Annotated in this window: 21 protein-coding genes and 1 pseudogene; 3 read left to right on the forward strand and 19 right to left on the reverse strand. The window is 26.4% G+C overall.

Annotation, left to right across the window (positions count from 1 at the left end; translation table 11 throughout):
- Positions 1-10: 10 nt before the first annotated feature.
- The 6 genes from CSGHG_RS13475 to CSGHG_RS13500 form a co-directional block, all read right to left on the reverse strand.
- On the reverse strand, positions 11-796 hold the full coding sequence (locus tag CSGHG_RS13475; protein ID WP_010296294.1) for an ABC transporter permease: 786 nt from the start codon (positions 794-796) through the stop codon (positions 11-13).
- 14 nt (positions 797-810) lie between these two features.
- Entirely contained in the window at positions 811-1,671 is an 861-nt protein-coding gene (locus tag CSGHG_RS13480; protein ID WP_010296297.1) for an ABC transporter permease, read from the reverse strand.
- A complete protein-coding gene (locus CSGHG_RS13485; protein WP_010296300.1) occupies positions 1,661-2,872 on the reverse strand; it encodes an ABC transporter substrate-binding protein in 1,212 nt (403 codons plus the stop codon). Before CSGHG_RS13485 ends, CSGHG_RS13480 begins: the two co-directional genes overlap by 11 nt.
- A gap of 154 nt (positions 2,873-3,026) precedes the next feature.
- Positions 3,027-4,025 carry a DUF4003 family protein gene (locus CSGHG_RS13490; RefSeq protein ID WP_010296302.1) on the reverse strand — a complete coding sequence of 333 codons (999 nt, stop codon included), beginning with the start codon at positions 4,023-4,025 and terminating at the stop codon, positions 3,027-3,029.
- Positions 4,026-4,258: 233 nt separating this feature from the next.
- Positions 4,259-4,426, reverse strand: coding sequence for a (2Fe-2S)-binding protein (locus CSGHG_RS13495; protein ID WP_010296305.1), 168 nt, complete (start codon positions 4,424-4,426; stop codon positions 4,259-4,261).
- 117 nt (positions 4,427-4,543) lie between these two features.
- Entirely contained in the window at positions 4,544-5,890 is a 1,347-nt protein-coding gene (locus tag CSGHG_RS13500) for an FAD-dependent oxidoreductase (protein WP_010296307.1), read from the reverse strand.
- Positions 5,891-6,056: 166 nt separating this feature from the next.
- On the opposite strand from CSGHG_RS13500, the gene CSGHG_RS13505 reads away from it, so the two are divergent.
- A complete protein-coding gene (locus CSGHG_RS13505) occupies positions 6,057-6,848 on the forward strand; it encodes an SDR family NAD(P)-dependent oxidoreductase (protein ID WP_010296309.1) in 792 nt (263 codons plus the stop codon).
- 76 nt (positions 6,849-6,924) lie between these two features.
- On the opposite strand, the gene CSGHG_RS13510 is transcribed toward CSGHG_RS13505, so the two are convergent.
- From CSGHG_RS13510 to CSGHG_RS13580, 13 genes and pseudogenes are all read right to left on the reverse strand, one after another.
- The gene (locus CSGHG_RS13510; protein WP_010296310.1) at positions 6,925-7,605 is read right to left on the reverse strand and encodes a pseudouridine synthase; all 681 of its coding nucleotides are present in this window, start codon (positions 7,603-7,605) and stop codon (positions 6,925-6,927) included.
- 148 nt (positions 7,606-7,753) lie between these two features.
- Entirely contained in the window at positions 7,754-7,990 is a 237-nt protein-coding gene (locus CSGHG_RS13515; protein WP_010296313.1) for a TIGR04540 family protein, read from the reverse strand.
- A gap of 14 nt (positions 7,991-8,004) precedes the next feature.
- Positions 8,005-8,331 (reverse strand): hypothetical protein, encoded by a 327-nt coding sequence (locus tag CSGHG_RS13520; protein WP_010296315.1) that lies wholly within the window; start codon positions 8,329-8,331, stop codon positions 8,005-8,007.
- Positions 8,332-8,900: 569 nt separating this feature from the next.
- Entirely contained in the window at positions 8,901-10,661 is a 1,761-nt protein-coding gene (locus CSGHG_RS13525; RefSeq protein ID WP_010296317.1) for an ABC transporter ATP-binding protein, read from the reverse strand.
- A gap of 1 nt (position 10,662) precedes the next feature.
- Entirely contained in the window at positions 10,663-12,393 is a 1,731-nt protein-coding gene (locus CSGHG_RS13530; RefSeq protein WP_010296319.1) for an ABC transporter ATP-binding protein, read from the reverse strand.
- Positions 12,394-13,648: 1,255 nt separating this feature from the next.
- Entirely contained in the window at positions 13,649-15,169 is a 1,521-nt protein-coding gene (locus CSGHG_RS13545) for a YfcC family protein (RefSeq protein ID WP_010296322.1), read from the reverse strand.
- A gap of 343 nt (positions 15,170-15,512) precedes the next feature.
- Positions 15,513-17,018, reverse strand: a pseudogene (locus tag CSGHG_RS20850) (YfcC family protein); the annotation flags it as partial.
- Between the two features lie 423 nt (positions 17,019-17,441).
- Positions 17,442-18,719, reverse strand: a complete 1,278-nt coding sequence (locus CSGHG_RS13555; protein WP_010296327.1) for a uracil-xanthine permease family protein — start codon at positions 18,717-18,719, stop codon at positions 17,442-17,444.
- Positions 18,720-18,983: 264 nt separating this feature from the next.
- Entirely contained in the window at positions 18,984-19,301 is a 318-nt protein-coding gene (locus CSGHG_RS13560) for a hypothetical protein (protein ID WP_010296330.1), read from the reverse strand.
- Between the two features lie 64 nt (positions 19,302-19,365).
- Positions 19,366-20,061 (reverse strand): MgtC/SapB family protein, encoded by a 696-nt coding sequence (locus CSGHG_RS13565; protein ID WP_010296333.1) that lies wholly within the window; start codon positions 20,059-20,061, stop codon positions 19,366-19,368.
- Positions 20,062-20,320: 259 nt separating this feature from the next.
- Positions 20,321-20,479 (reverse strand): iron-sulfur cluster assembly accessory protein, encoded by a 159-nt coding sequence (locus CSGHG_RS24330; protein ID WP_010296335.1) that lies wholly within the window; start codon positions 20,477-20,479, stop codon positions 20,321-20,323.
- Positions 20,480-20,539: 60 nt separating this feature from the next.
- On the reverse strand, positions 20,540-20,650 hold the full coding sequence (locus CSGHG_RS25215) for a hypothetical protein (RefSeq protein WP_010296338.1): 111 nt from the start codon (positions 20,648-20,650) through the stop codon (positions 20,540-20,542).
- A gap of 376 nt (positions 20,651-21,026) precedes the next feature.
- Entirely contained in the window at positions 21,027-21,584 is a 558-nt protein-coding gene (locus tag CSGHG_RS13580; protein ID WP_010296341.1) for a hypothetical protein, read from the reverse strand.
- 756 nt (positions 21,585-22,340) lie between these two features.
- Between CSGHG_RS13580 and asnB the strand changes: the two genes are divergently transcribed.
- Positions 22,341-24,239 (forward strand): asparagine synthase (glutamine-hydrolyzing), encoded by a 1,899-nt coding sequence (asnB, locus tag CSGHG_RS13585; protein ID WP_010296344.1) that lies wholly within the window; start codon positions 22,341-22,343, stop codon positions 24,237-24,239.
- 351 nt (positions 24,240-24,590) lie between these two features.
- Complete coding sequence (locus CSGHG_RS22755) at positions 24,591-25,199, forward strand: ECF transporter S component (protein ID WP_026022359.1); 609 nt, start codon at positions 24,591-24,593, stop codon at positions 25,197-25,199.
- Positions 25,200-25,211 lie beyond the last annotated feature (12 nt).

Genomic DNA, 25,211 nt, shown 5'->3' on the forward strand with positions numbered 1-25,211 from the left:
TTTATATATACTAATCGAAAAAACTCTTTTCTCTGTTATAGCGATGCTTTACACCCCACTCTATTAAAATTAGTACAATTATACTTACTATCAAAAATACCATACTATATAAAGCGGATATTGTTCTATCACCACTTTGAATATATGGGAACATCACTATGGGATAAGTTACAATATTTCCACCACCTATAATAAGTACTAAAAAATATTGACTAAAAGAAATTATAAAAGACATACTTGCTGCTCCTATAATTCCTGGTAATATTAGTGGAAAAGTTACATATTTAAAAGTATTATATCTATCAGCACCTAACATTTTTGCCTGCATTTCAAATTTATCTCCTACCATCTTGTAGACATCTCCTATTATTCTCACAGCATAAGGAATACACGGCAATATATTTATTATAATAACACCTGCCATTGTATTTGCTAAACCTAATTTTATAAAAGTTATATGTACTCCCATGACTATAGAAATTAATGGTACTATTATAGGAGATATTATAAGTAATTCAAAGAATTTTTTACCTTTAAATTCATATAATGTTATTGCCTTCGCTGCTGGTATACTTATAATAATTGTTATAAAAGTAGTCACTATGGATACAGTTACACTTATTAAAAGAACTTGCAAATTTTCCCCTATCAAAAGATATTCAAATCCTCTGAAAGAAATTTTTTTAGGAAACATATATGGAAATGGCCAGGAATTAGTAAATGACCATATGCATAACATTAAAAGTGGTGCTATTAAAATTATAATTGTAAAATCTATAATATTTTTCTTATTCATGTTTTTATTCTCACTTATATTTTATAATTGTAAATTTTTTTGAAAATTTTATTATAAATCATTAATAATAGAAAACTTAATAATGATAATATAACATTTATACACATTGCTATAGGTCTTTTAGTCAAGTCTGAACTTATATAATTTAAATAAGCCTCAACTGCAAGAGTTTTAGGTGTGGATGGTCCTATTAAAAATGGAACCTCAAAAGCACCAAATGAAAAAGCAAATAGTAAAATAAAAGACGAAAGTATAGCTGGAAGGGATAACGGTAATATCACATGTATAAAACTTTGCAATTTATTTGCACCTAAATTCATAGCAACACTTTCCAATTTATCACTTGTATTTTTTAGGATATTATAGGTTGTAACAGCAGTAAATGGAATTCCCTTCCATAGATAAACTAAAATTATCCCAATACCATTTTTGTCAGATACTAAAGAAAAAAATTGTGATGGATCATTTATTATTCCTATATTATACAATAACCTTGCAATAAATCCTGTCTTTGAAAACAACATAATCATCAACAATACAACTATTATATGAGGAATTATTATAGGAAGGTTAACTAATCCATACCTAAACGTTGAAAATTTATCTTTTGATAAGAAATAAGCAAAAACAACTCCTAATATTGTAGCTAACATTGATGATATTAACGCTATGTTTAGTGTAAAAAAGAATGAACTTATAAATTTAGGATTTGATAACACTTCCTTATAATAAGCAAAACTTATATTGTAAAGACCTATGCCTTCAAAATATCCTAAACTCTGAAAAATACAATTTATTATTCCAACTCCCATTATTCCTAATAATATTAATGACACTGGAATAAGAAGAATATATGGTTTTAGTCTACTTTTCACCTTCTAGAACCTCTTCCGTCCATATTTCTTCTATTATTGGTACCAATCCTGCCTTTAATTCAGGTAATGATTTTTCTATACTAATACTTTCACTAAACTTTTTCATATCCTCTTCATTAATTTTATTTTTGTCTAATACTGATACATCTCCCCAATTATTAATATCATTTTTAGAAGCTTGAGCATCTATACTTGTCAAAAAATTTATAAGCATTATAGCCCCAGCTTTATTTTTACTATTTTCAGGTATAGCTAAGAAATGTGTATTACTTATATTTCCCTTATCAAATTCAATAATTCTTGTATTCTTACTAAATTCTCCCGTCTCTATCATACCTAATAACGCATTTGGCGAATACGTCATAGTAAAATACACTTCTCCATCAGAATACATATTTTCAAGTTGAGCAGAAGTTGCAGGATAAGTCCTACCATTATTCCACAAATAGGGTTTTATAGAATTTAAATATTCCATTGCTGGTTTTATAGCCGTTCTTACCATTTCCTTATCTTCTGGAAGATCTTTTACATTATCGTAACCTACAATATCATATATTATATTTCTTACAAATGCACTTCCTGTAAAATCTGGCAACGCTGGATAAGTAAATTTTCCTGGATTTGCTTTTATAATTTTTTCTAAATCTGTTGAATTCGTTATAGTATCAGTTATTTTAGAATCATCAACAGCTATTACAAATTGAGCTTTTCCAAAAGGTGCTTCTAATCCTTCTACACTTATTCCAAAATCTATTTTTACATCTTCAGAATCTTTATCTATGTATTTTTCATAGTTAGGTAATTTATCCACAAAAGGTCCAAATAATAGACTATTGTCCTTTGCAGATTTAAAGTTTTCTCCATTTAACCAAACTACATCAATATTTCCACTTGCATTACCTGCTTGTTTTTCAGAAATTAATTTATTCATGATATTCTCTATATCCATTCCAACTCTTTTTACTGTAATATTATGTTTTTCCTTCATTTGTGGTATGACATAAGTATCAAACCACTTATTCATCACTTCATTTCCCCCATACCCATAAAAGTTTACATTACTCTCTTTAGAATGACTTTCTATTTCTTCATAACTCATATTTGATACATCTACATTTTCAATATTCTTAGTTTTATTAGAACATCCAATTAATCCCAAAACAAAAATTATGCATATTGTAAATAAAAATTTCTTCTTCATTAAACTTAGCTCCTTTTATTATTCTCTAATAAAATTATAGCAGTAATATATACTTTTTCTACATTTTGTATAAAAAAATCACTATTTATTTATAAATTCTATATGAAACTTATAACTATTTAAAAATAAGATTTAAATTTTATAATTATTATTTTTAATTTGATTTTGTTGATACATATATAAGTGATGATATTGCAGCTATATTTATTATTTGCGTTTCTATTAATACATTAGTTATTGTATTTGTGGCTATGCTTTCTATCAATCCATTCACAACTTTATTTTTCATGGAATCAGTATATGATGACAATGTAAGTGCTACTGATACTACTGCTCTATTATCTTTTCCAAAGACAAAATTTCCAAATCCATTTTTTTCTAGCTCATCATCTACACTTTTTACATCATCTAAAAATTTATCATTATCATTAACAATAGATGTAACTATTCCAACTAACGGTAATAACTGCCCTTTCAAAGGGAAATCATTTTCCTTTAAAAATTTATATAGTTTTACAACCTTTAATGCCTTTTCTTCTACAGTCCCATTAGCAAAACTTAACATGTGTGTAAGTGTTTGAAGTTCGTTACTCTTATTAAATCCATTTTCACTTAAATACTTATAATTTTTTTCAATGCCATTAAATGTTTCATCTAAATTTTCACAAGTCATTGCTATCATTGCAGCTGCACAATAATCTTCTTTTGATGTTAAAAATTTATGATTTTTTCTCATTAACTCATAGGATATTTTTGTTCTTTCTACTGTTTCATATATACCATATTTTTTACCGTGTTTATATATGATGTTAGCCGCCATAACTAAATATTCGCTACTACTAAAATATTTCTGTAACTTTTCATATACTCCTTTAATTTCTAAAAAAACTAACTTAGGATTATGTGTTAGAGAAATCGTGGTAGCCAAACTAAGTAAAACGTTATCATTTTTAAAAACTGAAAAAAAAGATGTATTTTTATTTATCACTTTAATTGCCTCATTTGTACTTTTTGCATCTATAACCCTATTTTCTATAGCAAGTGATAGTGAATTACATGCTTTTATTAAGTTGTTATTGTGTCTCTTAGTTTTTCCTAATTCTTCATAATTGCTTATCATTTTTAATATTTTATTTTTTAAACATTGCTCCATATTATCCCCCAATATTTCTACTAATCTATATTTAATAATTCAATTATAAATTTATTATATTGTAACATTTTAACTATTTTTGTCAAATTTACAACTGTTGTCATAATGGAATAAACATAGTTTTATATTTGTATATCACTTTCAAACATTTATTGTTTTAAGATTATACTTATATATTCAAAATTTAAAGTAAAAAACTATGCTATATCTTATTTTAGATATAGCATAGTTTTTTATTCTTCATATACTTTTATTAAAGTTTCTATTGTTCCTTCACATCTTCCGCCACGACATCCACCAGTTCCAGCACCAGTTTTTTCTTTTACATCTTCAAATGTTTTTGCTCCATTTTTTATAGATTCTATTATTTGTTCTTTTGTGACGCCTCTACAAAGACACACTTTTTTCCATAATATTTCTCCTTTTGTATAATAATATTTAACTTTATAATTGTGCAATATATATGTTTTAATTATTATACTTTATATTATATATTAATAATTATTATTTGTAAATAATTATTGTTGGTATTTTTTTAATGCTTCTAACGCTGCTATATTTAATAAACTCCATGGCTTATTAAAATGCGGTTGGAAAAAGAAATCTGTCATTGCTAACTCTTCTATTGTCATATTATTTTGTATTGCAACAGATAATGTATTCATAAATTGTGTTAAATCTACATCAGATATAATTTGACCACCTAAAATCCTTTTTGTGTCCCTATCAAAAACTAATTTTAAAGTAGCTTCCTTAAAAGTTGGCATAAATTCCGGTCTATAATTATCTTTTATAATTACAGACTCTATATTTAATGATGTACTTGCTCTACCAACTTCCTCTGTTAAACCTGTAGATGCTATAGATTTATTATAAATTTTAATTCCTGAAGTACCTTGAGTCCCCATATACTTCAAAGTTGGATTTTTTATATTTTTTGCAACTAAAGTTCCCATTCTTACAGCATTGGTTGCCAATGGAATATATCTTGTATCTTTAGCTGGATTATATCTTACTACGCAACAATCTCCCGCTGCAAAAACATCCTCTTCACTTGTTCTCATATACTCATCAATTATTATTGCCCCATTTTTAAGTGTATCTAATTTACCTTTTATAATATTTGTATTTGGTGCAAATCCTATGCAAAGAATTACTAAATCTGCTTTATAACATCCTTTATCTGTTATTACTTTTGATACTTTTTTATCTTCACCTTCAAAACACTTAACTTTTTCACCTAACACTAAATTTATTCCATTCTTTTCAAACTCTGATTCTGCTATATCTGTAAACTCTTTATCTAAATACTTAGACATTATTCTATTCTCAGCATCTATTAATGTTACATTTTTATTTTTCATTTTAAAAGCTTCTGCAAGCTCTACACCAATGTACCCTGCTCCAATTATCACTACGTTCTTAGCATAATTACATTCTTTCTCAATTACTTTTGCATGATTGTAGTTTTTACATAATAATATATTTTCTAAGTCCTTGCCTTCAAAATTAGGTACTATCGGCCAAGATCCTAATGTAAGAATTAACTTATCATAATTATCCTCAAATATTTCTTTTGTATTCAAATTTTTAACTTTAACTATTTTCTTTTTCAAATCTACATCTAAAACCTCATGCTCCATATTAGTTTTAACACCAATAGATTTTAAGTTTTCTGGTGAGTTATAAAATAACTTTTCTGTTTCTGTAACTACTCCTCCTATAGACAATGCTATACCACAAGATAAAAATGATATATTATTATTTTTTTCATAAACAACCACTTCACTATTTGGATAATCTGCCTTTAAATTAACTATAGCTGCAGTTCCTGCATGAGTACATCCTATAACAATAACTTTCATAAAATTCCCTCCTAAAATACCTTTAAAAATAATAATTATTAGTTAATAGCATTTATTAACTATATTGTATATGATTTTACATTATAAGTAAATAGCTTTTTATATTTTTTTTAATATTTTTTTATATTAATGTTAATAATACTTTTAAAAAGTTAAGGTGATTTTTATGAAAAATATTTTAATAACTGGAGCTGGAACTGGGATAGGTAAATCTGCTGCTATAGCATTATCTCTTCGTGGCCATTTAGTTTATGCCACAACCCATACGGATAATGAGGCTATTATATTAAATAATATTGGTAAGAAATTAAATTTGCCAATAAAAAGTTTTAAACTTGATATAACAAATCCTATAGATAGAAATATAGTAACCAACTTAAATTTAGATGTTTTAATAAATAATGCGGCTATTGGAGACTCTGGTTCTATTGCGGAAATTAATATTAAAAATTTCAAAAAAGTTTTTGAAACTAATGTTTTCTCCACTATTGAACTTACCCAATTAGTTCTTAAACAAATGATAAAAAATAATAGTGGTAAAATAATTTTTATTTCATCCCTTTTGGGTAAGACTATATATCCATTTCTATCTCCATATGCCTCATCTAAATTTGCCCTAGAATGTATAGCCTTATCATTACGTGAAGAACTTAATGAACTAAATAACAACAATATTCAAGTAACGATAATAGAACCAGGTGCTTATAATACAGGATTTAATCAAAAAAATATTTATAAGCAATTTACTTGGATGAAAGACAAATCATACTTCAAAAATAAAATTGATTATTTAAAAAGAAAACATTTTAATTATTTTAGTACAATAGAAGTAAAATCAACTTCATCTATAGTAGATGAATATATTAAAGCTGTAGAAACAAAAAAAGTAAAACGTAGATATATTGCCCCTAAATCACAAGGAGTATATGTTAAAATCAAACAAATTATGGGACTTTAGTTGCTTTTAAAAAGAGGTAGTTAAAAAACATATTGTTTTTAACTACCTCCTAAAAATCTTTTTTTAATATATTATATTAACACTTTTCTAACTCACTAAGTTCTGCTTTTGTAAGATGCCTCCACTGCCCTATATCTAGTCCATTCATTTTTATATTAATAATTCTTATGCGCTCCAACCTATTTACTGTATACCCACAAGTTTTAGTCATACGTCTTATTTGTTTGTTTATACCTTGAGTTAAAACTATATTAAAAGTATTTTCATTAATTTTTTTTACAATACATGGCCTTGTTCTAACCCCTAATATTTCAACTCCTTTAGCCATATTTTGAAGAAAATTATCATCAAAAGGCCTATCAACAGTTACTATATATTCTTTCTCATGAAAATTTTTAGATTCTAAAATTTTATTAGCAAGTTCGCCATCATTGGTCATTATAATTAGCCCTTGTGATTCTTTATCTAATCTTCCTACTGGAAATATGTATTCTTTATAGTCCATAAATTCAATTATATTACTTTTAACATCTTTTGCTGCAGTACATACAACTCCAACAGGTTTATTTAATGCTATATATATTTTTTCTTTTGCTTTTAAAGGTTTTCCATCTAAAAATATTTCATCTTCTAATTCAACCCATTGTCCTTTACTGCAAAATTCCCCATTGACAACTATCCTATTTTCTTCAATAAGTCTATTCCCATCCTTTCTAGAACAAATACCAAAATTACTTAACAACTTATTTATTCTCATATATCTTTCCTTTCACTTTACAAGTATTTAGTTTAAATTGAACAAATCTCATATAATAAATTAATTTTACATAATAACAGTCATTATTCTGAATAAATATAAAAAAACGTGTATAATACACGCCTTTTATAATTTTCTAATATGAAACTTACTTTTTATTATCTTTTACTATTTTATTTATAATATCTGCTCTTGATGTTTCTATTACATTATGTATTTTTGAAGACATTTTATCATCTTTATAAATTCTTTCACCGTTATGTTCAACAAGTATCATCACTTTTTCTTCTAAAGTTTCATATTCCATAAGGTCATCTAAATATAAATCTACTAAATCTTTTAAACATGTTGCTAATTCTTTTGGATTTTTATAAACCTTTCTCATATAATACCCCTCATTTATTTACTTAAAAATTCATTTAAATCATATTCTTCGCTTTTAGCAAATTCTAAGAAAACTTCTTCTTCTACTTCTTTAAACTGTCTAGTATTTACTAAAACTAATTCTTGCATAACCAACTTAACGTCTATCTTACCAACAACTTTAACCATATCAACTTTAGTTAAAGCACTTAATATTCCTTCTGCACTCTTTTCTCTTGAAATAATAGCATTGTTGGATTTTGGAAGAGATGTTTTGTAATCTAATGTAATACCATCATAAAACTCTCCAAATTCATCATATAACTCTAATGCTATATTATTTGTTTCTAAATATCTTTCCATTGTACAAGTTAGATTTAATCCTTGCCATGAAATTTTTTACTAAATATATTTAAAGTTGACATTTATAAAACCTCTTTCCATGGTAATTTATTTTAGCATTTTAATATGCCTTGTAAAATATATAATAAAATTTTATATTAATGTATTCATTTCATAATATAAAACTCAACATATATTATCTATATTTTACTCCCTTCAAATTGTATTATATTAAGCTTAGATTAAATTATTTATTACACTAGCTTAAAAACTAAATACTTTATTTAATTACAATATTAATTTATTGTACATTTAATATTATATATATTTTTTTGTATAGTAAAGTAAATTTATAAATTTATTTACATCAAACACTATAATCTATTCTGTCTTTAAAAATAGTTTTTCTTAATCATATATATTTATTCATAAATATATATTTTTTTATAATACAATTTTAATATTTGCATTTCAAATTTATAAGTATTTAATAAAAAATAATCTAAAAATTCAGTATATAAAACTAAAAAACTATCTTAAAATAGAATTTGACCTCTATTTCAAGATAGTTAGCTATTTATTAACTAAAATTATGCTCCTTCACTTAAAAAACTATATTGAGCACAATATAAATTATAATAGTATCCTTTTGACCTTAACAACTCTTCATGAGTACCTTGTTCAACTATTTCACCATGTGATAGGACAAATATTTTGTCACAATCTCTTATAGTTGATAGTCTATGAGCTATTACAATAGATGTTCTACCTTCCATAAGCTTCTTTATTCCTTCTTGAACCAATCTTTCTGTTTCTGTATCAATATTTGCAGTTGCCTCATCTAAAATTAATATTCTAGGATCAGCAATTAATGCTCTTGCAAATGCTATAAGCTGTCTCTGTCCTAAAGACAATCTAGAACCTCTCTCATTTACTTCTGTATCATATCCATTCTCTAATTTTTCAATAAAAGAATGAGCATTTACTGCCTTTGCAGCTGCTATAACTTCTTCATCTGTTGCTCCTAGTTTTCCATATTTAATATTCTCCTTTATAGTTGTAGAAAATAAGAACGAATCTTGAAGCATTATTCCCATTTGGCTACGCAAACTTTCTAATTCAACAGTTTTTATATCTATACCATCTATGAACACCTTACCTAATGTAGGATCATAAAACCTACTTAAAAGATTTGTTATAGTTGTTTTTCCTGCTCCTGTTTCTCCAACAAGTGCTACTTTTTCTCCTGCTTTTAGCATAAAATTAGTATTTTTAAGTGCATTAATACCATCATTTTCATAAGAAAATGTTACATTTTCAAATTTTATATTACCTTTTATTTTTGGTAATTTTTTTGTAGCTGCATTTACTATCATATCATTAGTAGTATCTAATATATCAAATATTCTTTCTGCCGCTGAAAGATTTGTTATAAATGCATTATAAAATGATGCTAAATTCATTATAGGTCTCCATAACATCTCTATATACATAATAAATGCCATCAATGTTCCCATAGATAAGCTATCCTTTAAAATTAGCCTATATCCTGAAAATAATACTATAGATACTCCAATACCTCTACACAAATCAACTATTGGCCAGAAATAATCCTGAACCTTTACAGCTGTTAAAAATCCATTTCCATGGGCATTTAAATTTTCTTGAAATTTTTCTTTAGCATACTTTTCTCTACTGAAACCCTGGATAACTCTCATACCTGAAAATGCCTCATGGGTATATCCAAGCAATGTGGATCTTTTTTCCCTATAATTACTCCAAAGTTTATTAGATTTTATTTCAATAAAAAACATTGCCCCTAAAAGTATAGGTAATACTATAACACATATCATAGCTAAGATTGGATTTAATATAAACATCATTATAACTACCAATGATACTGTAAATATGTTAGGTATTAAATTTACAATACTATTATTTAAAAGATTCTGCAGGGCATTAACATCCCCAACAACTCTTGAAAGTATTTTTCCTACTGGTCTATTATCAAAAAATGAAAAGCTTAAAGTTTGAATATGAGTATATAATTCATGTCTTATATCTATTAAAACTTTATTTGTTATTTTACTCATAGATAAAATTCTTATTTTGGAAAGTAACATAGCTAAAATATTTATAGCTACAAGTACTAATCCAATACTAAATAAACCTTTTACATCTTTTACACTAACAAATCTATCTATTGAAACTTTCATTAGATATGGATTTAATGTGTTACAACTCATTACAATAAGTAATAGAAATATAACGCCTAAAGTCTTCCACTTATACGGTTTTATATAACCACCTAACCTTTTTACAGTCTTCCACTTATGAACCTTATTTTCCATATTAACTCACCTCCTGTATTAACTCAAAGTCTTTAAATTGATGACGATAAATATTGTAATAATACCCTTGTTTCTTTAACAAGCTTTCATGATTTCCTATTTCTGCGATTTCTCCATCTTTCATAAATATTATAATATCTGCATCTTTAACTCCTGAAATTCTATGAGCTATTATAAATGTTGTTGGCCTATTCTCCATTTTAGAAAGATTTTTAAGAACATTAAGCTCTGTCTCCATGTCTAATGCAGATGTTGCATCATCTAAAATTAATATTGAACTTTTTCTTATAATACCTCTTGCAATTGCAAGCCTTTGTTTTTGTCCACCGGACAATCCTACTCCTCTTTCTCCTACTTCAGTATTATATCCTTCTGAAAGTTCTGATATAAATTCATAAGCACAACTATCTTTTGATGCTTTAGTAACTTTTTCTTCACTACAATTTCCACCAAAATCAATATTATTTCTTATTGTATCTGAAAAAAGAAATGTATCTTGAAAAACAACTGACATACTTTCTCTCAACTTTTCTAAATCCCATTCTTTTACATTTACATCATCTACTTTAACTTCACCTTCAAAAACATCATAATATCTTCCTATTAAAGATATTAATGAACTTTTCCCACAACCGGTTGCTCCCATTATTGCAACAGTACTTCCTTTAGGAATATTAAGATTTATATTTTTTAGAATTTCTTCATCTTTATATTTAAAATTTACATTTTTAAACTCAATATTTCCTAAAACAGTTTCAGGTTTATATGGATTTTCCTTCGATTTTATTTCCGGTTGTCTTTCTAATATTTTAAATATTTTATCAAGAGAAGCTTTGTTTTGAGATAGCAAGTTTACAAGCCACCCAAAGTTTCTAACACAAAATGATATATTTAATATATAACTACTAAATGCAAGTATTGTGCCAAAGGATATACTTCCATCTATAGTTAACAAGCCTCCAAATATTATTATAGTTATAGGAGCTAAATTAGTTAAGAAATCAACAGCTGGTATAAACTTACTTAACAATGTAGCTTGAGCAATATTTAAATTATAATATTCTTTATTTACATTTAAGAATTTAGAGATTTCATGTTTTTCTCTTGCAAATGCTTTAACAAGTCTTATACCCGATATATCCTGTTGAGCCATTGAATTAATTTGTGCTGTTTGATCACTTATTTTAGAATATATATCACAAAATTTCTTATCAAATACTATACCTAAAAATCCTACTGGTAGTAACACAAAAAGTGATATCCCTGTTAAAAATGGACTCAATCTAAACATTATAACTGTAGATATAATAAAAAGTATTATTCCTTCAATTAAAAGCCTCATTCCAAAACCTAAAGTTTCCCATACAGTATCTACATCTTCTGCTATTCTAGACATTAATTCCCCTGTATTTGTATTATCAAAAAATGAAAACTCAAAACATTGTATTTTGTTAAATAAATCATTTCTCATTTCCTTTGCTACATTAAGAGCAAACTTGTCAAAAAGATATTCCTTAATATACCCAATTATAGAACGAGCTAATGTAAGGCATATAAATATAAAAAAGAATTTTCCAATATACTCCCATTTACTATTTAACATGATATCATCTACAAATATTTTTTGGAGATATGGAAAAGTACTATCAATAGTAAGTGCTATAATCATAGTTGCAATTGGTATTATTAATACTTTCATGTGTTTTAAGATATAATTTTTAAATAATTTCATTAAGATTCACCCCTTTTTCACTGTAACATTATAAGTTATTTCACTCTGTAATATAAAAATAAAAAGACTTTCTATTAACCACTCTAAGATTAACAGAAAGTCTTTTTTAGCTAAAAATTATTAAAAATATTTTTAATTTAACGCAACTATGTCAATAATACTTTTTTCTAAAAGTACCTTTAAAAATATTTTATTAACTAAAGACATAAAACCCAGCTATACTTTCACCTAGAGGTAAGAACAATAATTTATTAAATTTTAAATTAATTAAAGCATTTATTATATTTAAATTAGTTTTCATGATCTTACCTCCTTTTTTCAAATTTTTCATTATTTTATATTACATTTAAATATTACATTGTTTTTTTAAATGGTCAATACAATTAAATCAATTTTCTCAATTTTGAAACATTTTTTACAAAAAATATTTATTTATAAAAATTACTTCAAATTAAATCTACGATAATAAAAAGTTTTTGGTTATGCATAAAAAATAATTATAAAAGTATAACACTGAAAAACAAATGTATTTAAGTTCTATTTGTATGTGTTTTTATAATTGATTTTATATAAAATATAAAAACACATATAATTATTAATAATTGTATTATGCTTATAGCCAGTATAAAAGTATTGTTTAATAGTTTATCTAAAAATGCTACTCTACAAAAATCTATAAAGAAAAAGATTGCCATAAATAATAATTTCATATTTTTTTATTAATATACCACCAGTATAAAAATAAGAAAAATATAAGGGCTTTTATTATAACATTCAAATAAATTCCTCCCAATATAATAGTCTATTATACTAAACTAGTATTTTTCTATTTTAAATATTTAATTACTTTATATTTTTTATTTCACTCAATTGAATCTTCTATCGCAAATATTTTTTATTTATAATTTTTAACTAAGTATACAGATGTAATCTATAACTTAAATTTATACATCAAATTTTTGTTATCAGTTAAGAAAAATAAGTACAAATATAGTTAGTTAAGAATTAAAATTTATTGATGAAACTGGGCATCAGTTTCTTAAAGTTAAAAATACGTTGAGAATTACTAGTAGCAAAGTGAGTAGTAATAAACATAACTGTTCACTATTTACTAAAATAATCTGTTAGTTATTGAAAAAGTATATAAAAATAAAACAGGAACAATTCCTGTTTTATTTTTATATCTCCTTTATAGTTATACCTATAAATATTTCTGTTAAATATGAAACAGAATTTTTGAATTCGTTTTAATATTTTATAACGGAACATATGCTTCTAAAATTAATAATACAATGGACAATCCAGCTATTAATCCCATTAATGGTAATACAAACTTCAACCATTTATTATAAGTTACATCTACCATTTCTAATGTAGCCAATATAAGTCCTGTTGGAGTTATAAATGCCATAAGACCTTGACCATAAGCATAAGTACTAACTATAACATCCCTTGATAGTCCAACAGTATCTGCAAGTGGTGCCATTATTGGCATAGCTAAAGTTGCAAGTCCAGATGCTGATGGTATAAAGAATCCTAATACGCAGAATATAATCATCATAACTATTATGAATAATACTGAGTTCATTCCATTTACTAAGTTAGATGAATAAAATAATATACTATCACTTATTAAGCCATTATCCATTATCATGTTAACGCCTCTAGCAACACCTATAATAAGTGCAACACCTATTAAATCTGCAGCTCCAGCTACAAATTTGTCAACAAAGGTTTTCTCTCCCATTCCAGATACTACACCTATTAGTATTCCTATAAATAGGAATAGTGCTGTCATTTCTTCAAACCACCAACCTTTGGTTGCTACTCCCCAAATCATAATAATGAATCCTAATAATAATAAAATTAACATTAATTTCCTTCTAAAATTAAAATTAGGTATATTTTCAGGATTATATCCACTTAAGAATTTTTCTTCTATATGCTTTTTATCTTCATATACAACTGATGCTTTAACATTCTTTTGAACTTTTTTAGCATAGTAAATTATATATATAATACATACTATCATAGATAGTATAAGACCTATAATTCTCCAAGTAAGTCCCTCTGTGAAATTTATTCCTGCAGCATTTGATCCTATAACAACACAAAATGGATTTACTGTTGAAAACATCGTTCCCAATGACGAACCTAAATATATTGCTGCTATACATACAATTGCATCATATCCTGCAACCAGAAAAATTGGCATAAGTATAGGATAAAAGGCTATGGTTTCTTCTGCAAGACCAAAAGTTGTTCCACCTAAAGATACCGCAGCAGAAACTATTATTATAAGTAATACTTCTCTACCCTTTGTTGCCTTTGAAAGACTAGCTATACCTGCATCAAAGGCTCCAGAATGATTTATTACTCCAATAATACCACCTAAAATAAATACAAACATTATTATACCTATAGTGTCATAAACTCCCACTATCGGAGCAGAAATTATATCATATAATCCCTGTGGATTGCTTTCAACCACTTCATAAGTATCAGGTATTGCTATAGGTTTACTTATACTTCCATCCTTAAATTTTTGTATATCTACTTTAATATTAAGTTTATCTAAAGATTCCTGAGTTGCTTCTAAATTTTCTATGTCTCCCTTTGGCTTAGTTACTACTAATGCTTCACTTTCACTATCATACTTAAGCTTTGCATAATTTCCAGCTGGAACTATGTATGTAAGTATTGCTGCTAAAATAAGCACTATAAATAAAACAGTAAAAGCCGTAGGGAAAGACTTTTTCTTCTTTTCCTTTGACATTTCAATCCCCCAATTCTTGTAATCTTTTACATATCCTATTATAGTACTATCGAGTTATTTTTTTCAATAGTTTTTATATTTAGAAAACTAAGTTTGCTCCTAGATTTTTTCCTTATTTATAGTTATTTAAAGGTATTTTTTAAATAATTATAAAATATCCATTTTAATCCTTTTTATTGCTTTTTTTACTATTATTCTACAAAATAATATGTATTCTAAATGCTTTGTTTTTATTTTACCACTAAATTATTAAAATCATGTTACTAATGTATATATATTGCATTAACTATAAAAAATGAAAGTAGGAGATAAGCGTAATCCCCTACTTTCTTTTTTTATTATATTAGATTAATACTTGAAGTATTAACATTACTATTCCTATTCCACCTATCATACCCATTAATGGTAATACAAATTTTAGCCATTTGTTATAAGTTACATCTACCATTTCTAATGACGCAAGTATAAGCCCTGTTGGAGTTATAAATGACATTAGACCTTGACCATACATATATGCACTAACAATACCATCTCTTGATATTCCAACTGAATCTGCAAGTGGTGCCATAATTGGCATTGCAAGTGTTGCAAGTCCTGATGATGATGGTATGAAAAATCCTAATACACAGAATATTACTACCATAACAAGTATAAATAATATTGAATTCATACCAGTTACTAAATTAGATGATCCGTAAAGTATAGTATCACTTATTAAGCCATTTTCCATTATTATGTTAACGCCTCTAGCAACACCTATAATAAGCGCAACACCTATCAAATCTCCTGCTCCTGTTATAAATTTCTCAACAAATACTTTTTCTCCCATACCAGAGATAACTCCGATAACTATTCCTACTATTAAGAATAGTGCTGTCATATCTTGGAATCCCCAACCTTGAGTTGAAACTCCCCAAACCATAACTACGAAAGCAAGTGCAAATATTATTAACATAAGTTTTCTTCTTATATTGAAATTTGGAAGATTATCAGCATCATATCCACTTAAGAATTTTTTATCTATATGTTCTTTATCTTCAAATATGTAAGAATTTTTTGCATCCTTTTGTACTTTTTTTGCATAACGAATTATGTATATCAATGCTAATCCTATTGCTAATACAAGACCTACTCCTCTGAACATAATACCATCTGTAAAGTTTACTCCAGCAGCATTTGAACCTGTAACAACTGAAAATGGATTAGTTGTTGCAAACATTGTTCCTATTGTTGAGCCTAAGTATATTGCAGCTATACATACTAATGCATCATAGCCTGACACTAAATATATTGGCATAAGTATAGGATAGAATGCTATAGTTTCTTCTGCTAATCCAAAACTTGTTCCTCCTGCTGCTACTAATACAGTAACTATAACTATAAGTAGCATTTCTCTTCCTTTTGTAGCTCTTGATAAACTAGCAATACCTGCATCAAAAGCTCCAGAATGATTTATTACTCCTATAATCCCACCTAAAATAAATACAAACATTATAATATCTATTGAATCATAAACACCTTGTATCGGTGCTGATAAAATTTTTACTAAACCTTGTGGATTACTTGGAAGTTCCTCATATGTATCTGGAATTGCTATTGGCTTGCTAATGCTTCCTTCTGTAAACTTCTCAACATTAACTTTAACGCCTAAGCTTTCCAAAGTTTCTTGTGTTGCTGGCAACTCTTTAGTGTCACCCTTTGGCATTGTTATAACAAACTTATCTGCTTCTGTATTGTATTTAAGTTTAGCATAGCTTCCTGCCGGAACTAAGTAAGTTAATAACGCTACAAGTATTAATACTATAAATAATACTGTAAAGGCCGTTGGGAATGATTTTTTCTTTTTTTGTTACTCATCATTTTTCCTCCTTGTTGTTAAATTTTTGTTAAAATTGTTACAATTTAATTATATATTTCTCTTTGTCTTTTTTCAAGTATTTTCGACATACTTTTATAATTTTTCTGTCAATTTTGTATTTTCTTTTAAATTGAACAAATCATATATATAATAAAATACTTTTTTTAGCTATAGTATATTATTTTTAGTAACTGCTTATTATTTATTTCATTGCTATATATACATATTTCATTTTTTTATTCATTTTTTATTAACTATTTGTTAATATTTTTAGTAGTTAATTCTTTGATATTATATATTTTTTAGCACAATCCACTATTAAAATTAAAAACTTACCGCTTAAAAACATTTGTTAATTTAAAAATGCTTTAAGATGTTGTATCATCTTAAAGCATTCTTTATTCTAATGTTATTCTATATATTTTTATTTTCTTTTATAGTTTTTCTATTTATAATACTATTTAAAATTACTCCTAATATAGCTGCTAAGCTCAGTCCTGAAATTTTTACTGTTTCTGTAACCGGAATTCCTAAAACTATACCAAAATTTCTTTCTACTATACCAGTTCCTAAACCTACTATTAATATAGTTGCCATAACTGCTATGTTATTGAAATTAAATTTCACTCCATCATTTTTTATGCTTTTCACTCCTACCATAGAAATCATAGAGAATAATATTAAACTTATTCCTCCCATAACACAAGATGGTATTGATTGTAAAAACCCTCCTACTTTAGCTACAACTCCGAGTAATATGGCTATTACAGCTGTTAACCTTAATATAGATGGATCATAATTCTTTGTTAGAGCTAGAACACCTGTATTTTCTCCATAAGTAGTATTAGCTGGTCCGCCTATTAATGCAGAAAACATTGTTGCAAGACCATCTCCAAGTAATGTTTTATTTAATCCTGGATCCTCTATGAAGTTTTTTCCTACAACTTGCCCATTAGTTGTTATATCTCCTACATGTTCCATTAATACAGCTAGTATTACTGGCGCTATCACCACTACTGATGCTAAATCAAACTTAGGCAAATTAAAAGCTGGCATTGCCACTAATGGTGCATTTGATATTATAGATGTATCAACAATTTGTAATGCCAATGATATACTATACCCTATTACAACTGCTATTAATATTGATAATTGTTTTAAAAAACCTTTACCAAAATTTTTAATTACTATGGCTGTTGTAAGTGTTATTGCCGCTATTAATAAATTCTCTGATGCCATATTAAATGCTGTAGGTATTAAATTTAAACCTATTACTATAATCATAGGCCCTACAACCTGTGCTGGTAAATATCTTTTTATATTTTTTACACCTACTTTTTTTACGGCAAAGGATAACAATACATACAAAAATCCTGCTACCATAATTCCACCTTGAGCATAACTTAAGTCACCACCATGCATTTCACTAACTGATATTATTACAGATATGAATGCAAAAGATGACCCTAAAAATACTGGAACTTTTCCTTTAGTGCAAAAATGAAATATTAAAGTTCCACCTCCAGCTGCTATAAGTGCTATTGATGGATTAAAACCTGTTAATATTGGAACTAACACTGTAGCTCCAAACATTGCTATTAGGTGTTGACTTGCTAAAACTATCCTTTTTAATTTAGCTAGTAAACAACCTCCTTCATTTGACTTGGATATAGATATCGCTTTTTCTGTCATAAAAAAACCTCCTGAAAATTTTTTCAAGGAGAAATTAACTTTCTCCTTTTCAGCCTCTCTGGACTGATTTAAAGGCAACATTGTCTTTAATTTAATAATCTTTATTATAAGTTTTTTATTATAAAATATTTTATAATAAAAAAACTTCTTGCATGGCTGCAAGAAGTTATAATATTCCTAGTTATAATAGTAATATTTCAACTTAACTTATTAAATCTTGCAGCCTCTCTGGACTATTTTAAAGATTATTTTTTATTAAGTATATCACTTTCTTTTAGGTTTTACAAGTATTAAATTATTGAATTTTATAGCTTTAGTGGTTATTTTTATAATATCATTATAAACCTTTTTACTATCTACCTGGACAATTTCGCCATTTGTGACCCGCTCAACAATTTTATCTAGCTTTTCTGGTGGATCTATTTTTCTATTAAGATCATTATGCCAAACAACAATATGTCGACACTCTTCTAATGTTAATACTTTTCTCTCTTTATCTTCAAATCTCTTTAAAGTTATTACCATAACATATAAAGACACTATAAGTATTATAAGAGAAACATTTTCTATAATTGTACCCATTATATTACTCTCCTTGTTGTTATTTTCTATTTACTTAATTAATTGTTTAAATTTAATTTTATATTCAAATAAACTTAACTTGTATAAATTTTTGAGTTAAAATAATATTATCTAAAAGTTCTAAGATATCAACACTTATTGGAATCATCATATAGTATGTGCAACTTTCAATTTTTTTATTACTTTCTTCTTTTACATTGCACTCCATTCCACATATTTTTATATTTTCTTCTTTTAAAATTTCATAGAAAACTTTTGTAGCTTCATATTTATCTTCATATTCTAAATATATTTTCATTTTTTTACCGTCTGCATACTTATTCTCTGCTTTTTTAAAAAACACCAAAACAAAATACACTGCTATAGTTGAAACTATTGACAAAACGTAAAAGCCCATTCCAACACCAAGACCTATACATGCAACTGCCCATATAGATGCTGCTGTTGTAAGACCTTTCACTAACCCTTTTTCATGTATTATTGTTCCTGCACCTAAAAATCCAACCCCTGTTATCACTTGTGCTCCAAGTCTACACAAATCCACTTTTAACACTTGAGAAAGTTCTGGGTTAGTACTTATTAAGTTAATTGCATATTCCATTGTACAAAGTTGTACCATAGATGTAACTGTAGCACCTACACAAACCAACATGTGAGTTCTAAGCCCTGCTGGTCTACGATTGTTCTCTCTATCCTGTCCAATAACCCCTCCAATAACAAAAGCTAGTAATAATCTAATGACGATATCTGTCCACTCCATAGCTACACCCCCAAAATTTATGTACTATACAATTAGCCTTTAGCACAAATGTCTACATTCTTTGTTTGTTAAATTTTTAACTTTTCAAATTTTATTAAGCCCTTATTAAAGTATACTGCGAATATTTACTTATATTAATATAGTATGCACTTATCTATTGTTTTGTGATTATTTTTCATTTTAACTTTTTTATTTCAAAACTAAAAATGGTGCCTATTTGGCACCATTTTTGATTTATTTATAATTAATATATTAAAAACTAACTACAACTTGAACAAGATGAGCATCCGCCACCTTCTGGCTTAGTTTCAGGCTCTATAGAAAATCCACCCATTCCATTTTCTTCACCGGATAATATTGTTAATTCACCAAATTGTGCAGTGACATCTTTATCTACTAAGAATGTCAAATCTTGCATTTTTTCAGTGTTATCTGATTCTTTTTGTTCATCCAGAACAAGACTAAATGCTGGACCTCCTCAGCCCATACCTGCAAAATGTATTCTTATTACATCAGCTGTAACTTCATTATCATTTAAGAATTGTTTAAATTCTTTAAATGCATTTTCACTTATTTTAATAATACTCATTTTTATCCCTCTTTCTTCCTTTTTTTAAATAATAAGACAAAGTTATTGATAATAATTATTATTTAGTCGCAAATCAATAATAATACATATTTAACTTCATTGCAATATATTTTTATTATATTCAAAAATATAATTACTACTCTAACTATATTTTTCTATATTTTTTTAAATAAAAAAACTGAAGAATAATTCTTAACTCTTCAGCTGAAAACTTTTAATATTTATAATTTTAATATTTCATTTTATAGATTTTAATTTTACCATACCTAAAAAATTATATATACTAAAAGTCCACTTATATCTAAGTAATAAATCTTAAAGCTTCTTATGATTTTTACATAAATTAAGCTTTGAGATTATTTCTTTATATATTAAGTTAAGCCAAACTTTTTTTAGTTATAAATTCTTTCATAGGTATTATATCATTTACAAACATCCTATGGGAATGTTTTTCATAGGATACTTTTATAATCTCTTTATCTATGATTTTCCTTTCTTGTATATAATCTTCAAAATCATATAATACTAAAACTGTAATTGGCATATATTGTATCACATCATACAAATTTTCTATAAATTTAATAAATAAATTTTTACTACTATTTTCTATTATATATTTTGCATCTATTATTAATATAACGTCAGAGAATCCACAGTTCATTTTTTCATCTTTATATCTTTTCAAAAAATCTTCTAAAACATTTTTTTCTCCTTCAAAAACTATATTTTTCATATTATCATTTTTAATCATAGTTTTTTCTGTGTCATTTAGAAATTCATTTAAAAGTTTAAATGCCTTATTTTCAACATTTAAATATATAAATACATTTTGCTCCATATTACTTTTTATGTATTTATACATATTTATAAGCATGTGATCAGTTCCACAATAATAGAAGGTTATGCTTTTTCCTATACCTTTTGATATATCCATATTATATTCCTCCTAAATGTATTTTATATTCTCTACAATATATATATTCTCATATTTTTCCTTGTTTTTCCAATATTTTATTCCTTTATTTTTCTTATTTTTTAGACATTATAATAATAATAACAACAATTTTATAAAATTTATGTGTAAAACATAATTTTTTTTTACATTTTTAAACACATTTCAACCAACTTATACATAATGTAATAATTTAAAATTTAAATTTATAATATATTTTATGTACTAATATTAATTTATAACTTGTGTTTATATGAATTATTAGATTTATAAAATAAATCTTATTGTTATTTGAGATTTTATGGTATACTTTAATAGGATAAAATATATAAAATAAAATTTGAATTTAATAATTATAAGAATTGCTAAGTTTTTATAGCAATTGACCTATTTACCTAATTAATTTTTATTTACATAAATTTAATAATGAAATGGGCAAGCTAAATTTAAAACTATTTGTTAATATAACATTTTCTATTTATTAAAGTTAAAAATTATAGCTTATAAAGCTTGTCATTATTTATGAAGGTAATTATTAACTTACGCTTTATAAGATTACATAAGCTAATCTTTAACTAATTTACATTTTGTACATTAAGATTATATTTTACAATGTAACTTTTAGTATGTTGTTAATATTTTAATGGCCTTTATATTGACCAACTTTTTTTCTTAATATAAAATGTAAAAATAGGAATTAAGAATTTTTATAAAATTTTCCACTAAGGAGGACTTAACATGTGTGGATTTGTAACATTTTTTAGTAATAATCCTATGACTCTTGACAGTAAGGCTAAACTTAGCCCAATGTCTGAAGCAATTATTCATAGGGGACCAACTCAAGATGGAGAATATTTTGATGAACATGTATACTTAGGATTTAGAAGACTTAGTATACTAGACTTAGAAAACGGAAAACAACCTTATAGCTATGGAAATAATGAGTATGAATTAATTTTTAATGGTGAGGTTTATAACTATAGAGAACTAAGAGAAGATTTAATAAAAGAAGGCTATAGCTTTACAACTGATTCAGAAATTGAAGTAATAGCTACTTTATATAAACATGAAGGTGAAAGCTTTGTAAAAAAACTTAGAGGTATGTTTTCTATAATAATTTGGGATAAAGTAAAACAGGTATTTTTTGGAATTAGAGATCCATTTGGTATAAAACCTTTTTACTATATCGAAAATGAAAATGGACTATATGTTGCATCTGAGTTAAAAAGTTTCTTTGCCAACCCTGAAACAACTTATAAAGATTTAGACACTAAGGCAATTCATGACTATTTAACATTTCAATTTGTACCTGAACCAAATACTATGCTTAAAGATGTAAAACTATTAAAACCAGGTCATACAATAAGAAAAGAGTTAGGCAAAAAATGTGAAATAAATCAATATTATAGCTTACAATTTAATCCTATTTCTATGCCTAAAGATGAGAGAATGAAAGAAATACGAAATGTTGTGGAAAAATCAGTAGAACTTCATATGAATGCAGATGTTCCTGTTGCTACATTTTTATCTGGTGGTATAGACTCTACAGTTGTTACTGCACTTGCTAGTAAAATAGATCCAAACATTAAATCTTTCACTATTGGATTTGATAGAGAAGGATACACAGAAATAGATTTAGCTAAAGAAACTGCTGATAAATTAGGAGTAGAAAATATAAGTAGAATTATTTCTGCTGAAGAATTTGCAAATGAAATTCCTAAAATCATTTGGCATATGGATGAACCTGTAGCTGACCCTGCAGCAATTCCTCTTTATTTTATTTCACAAGAAGCTCGTAAACATGTAACTGTTGTTTTATCCGGAGAAGGAGCAGACGAGGTGTTTGGTGGATATACTATATATCATGAACCATTATCACTTCAAGGTTTTAAAAATGTTCCAAAACCAGTAAAATCTATGTTAAAAGCTATTTCAAACAAAATGCCTGAAGGAATGAAAGGAAAAAGCTTCTTAGATAGAGGTTGTACTCCACTTTCTGAGCGTTATGTTGGAAATGCTAAAATCTTTTTAGATGAAGAAAAAGCTTCAATTTTAAAAAATTACAATAGTGATTTTACTTATGCTAAAACTATGAAACCAATATATGATAAAATAAAGAATTATGACGAAGTTACACAAATGCAATATGTTGATTTCAATACTTGGCTTACAGGTGATATATTAGTTAAAGCTGATAGAATGAGTATGGCTCACTCTTTAGAATTAAGAGTTCCATTCTTAGATACAGAAGTTTTAAAAGTTGCTTCTAAATTAAATCTTGAAGAAAAAATTAATGGAAATGTAACTAAATATATGCTAAGAGAAGCATACAAGTCACAACTTCCAATGCTTGGAGCTATAGATAGAAAAAAACTTGGATATCCAGTACCAATTCGTGTATGGCTTAAAAAAGAGCTTTATGATTGGGCTGTAAATATAGTAAAACAAAGTAATGCTGAATTTATAAACAAAAAAGCTGTACTTGACTTAATCGAAGAACATAGAAAAGGACCTTTCGATAGAAGCAGAAAAATATGGACTATTCTTGTATTCTTAATATGGCACAGAATTTACATAGAAAACACAGCTTCATATGACTTTGCAAAAGAAATAGCTTTAGATAAAATAAATAAATAATATATACTAAATTTTTTAAGACATTAAAGTAATTCTACTTTAATGTCTTTTTTATATTTATAAAACTTAATATGAATTTAAGTAATAAAAATAAGATTACTCTATACCTATATACTATAGATATTCTATAGAAAATATTATTTTAAATATGTTTAAATTTAACAAAATGTCTAAAGAAAATTCTTAATTCTCCATTTTATATTGATTTCTTATTGTTAAATGTTATAAAATACAATTGTCAGTATTCGAATAGAAACTGAACAATGTAGTAATATTTACTTTCATTGTGGCACATATATGTGCATAATACCAAATTATATCCTAAAAGGAATAAGAATGGGAGGATTTGTAATGGAGTCAACTTTTAAAAACACAAAGTCAAAGAAGTCTAAACTTACAGTTAGACAAATGGCTATTGTAGGAATGCTGTCTGGGGTTTCTATATTCTTAGGAGTAACAAAACTAGGATTTATACCACTTCCAGCTATGAATGCTACAATACTACATTTACCAGTAATAATCGGTGGAATTTTAGAGGGACCTTTAGTTGGTGGACTTATAGGGTTAATCTTTGGACTTTTTAGTATGTTCCAAGCAATAACAGCACCAACATTAACTTCTTTTATGTTTTTAAACCCTATAATAGCATTAATTCCAAGAGTATTGATTGGAGTTGGAAGTTATTACATCTATAAAGTATTTAAAACTAAAAAAGATACTTTTAAACTTACAATAACTGCTTTTTTAGCTTCTATGATTAATACTATTGGTGTCTTAGGTCTTGGATACTTAATTTATGCAGATAAACTATCTAGCATTTGGGGACTTACAAGCAATAAAGCTGTAGGACTTGCTTGCTTAACAATAGGTGCAACTAATGGTATACCTGAAGCTATTGTAGCAGCAGTGATTGTAACACCTATAATAATATCAATGAAGAAAATTAAAAAATCAAGATAAATATAAAAGAGC

Source organism: Clostridium senegalense JC122, from assembly GCF_000285575.1.
GTDB classification, from domain to species: domain Bacteria; phylum Bacillota; class Clostridia; order Clostridiales; family Clostridiaceae; genus Clostridium_J; species Clostridium_J senegalense.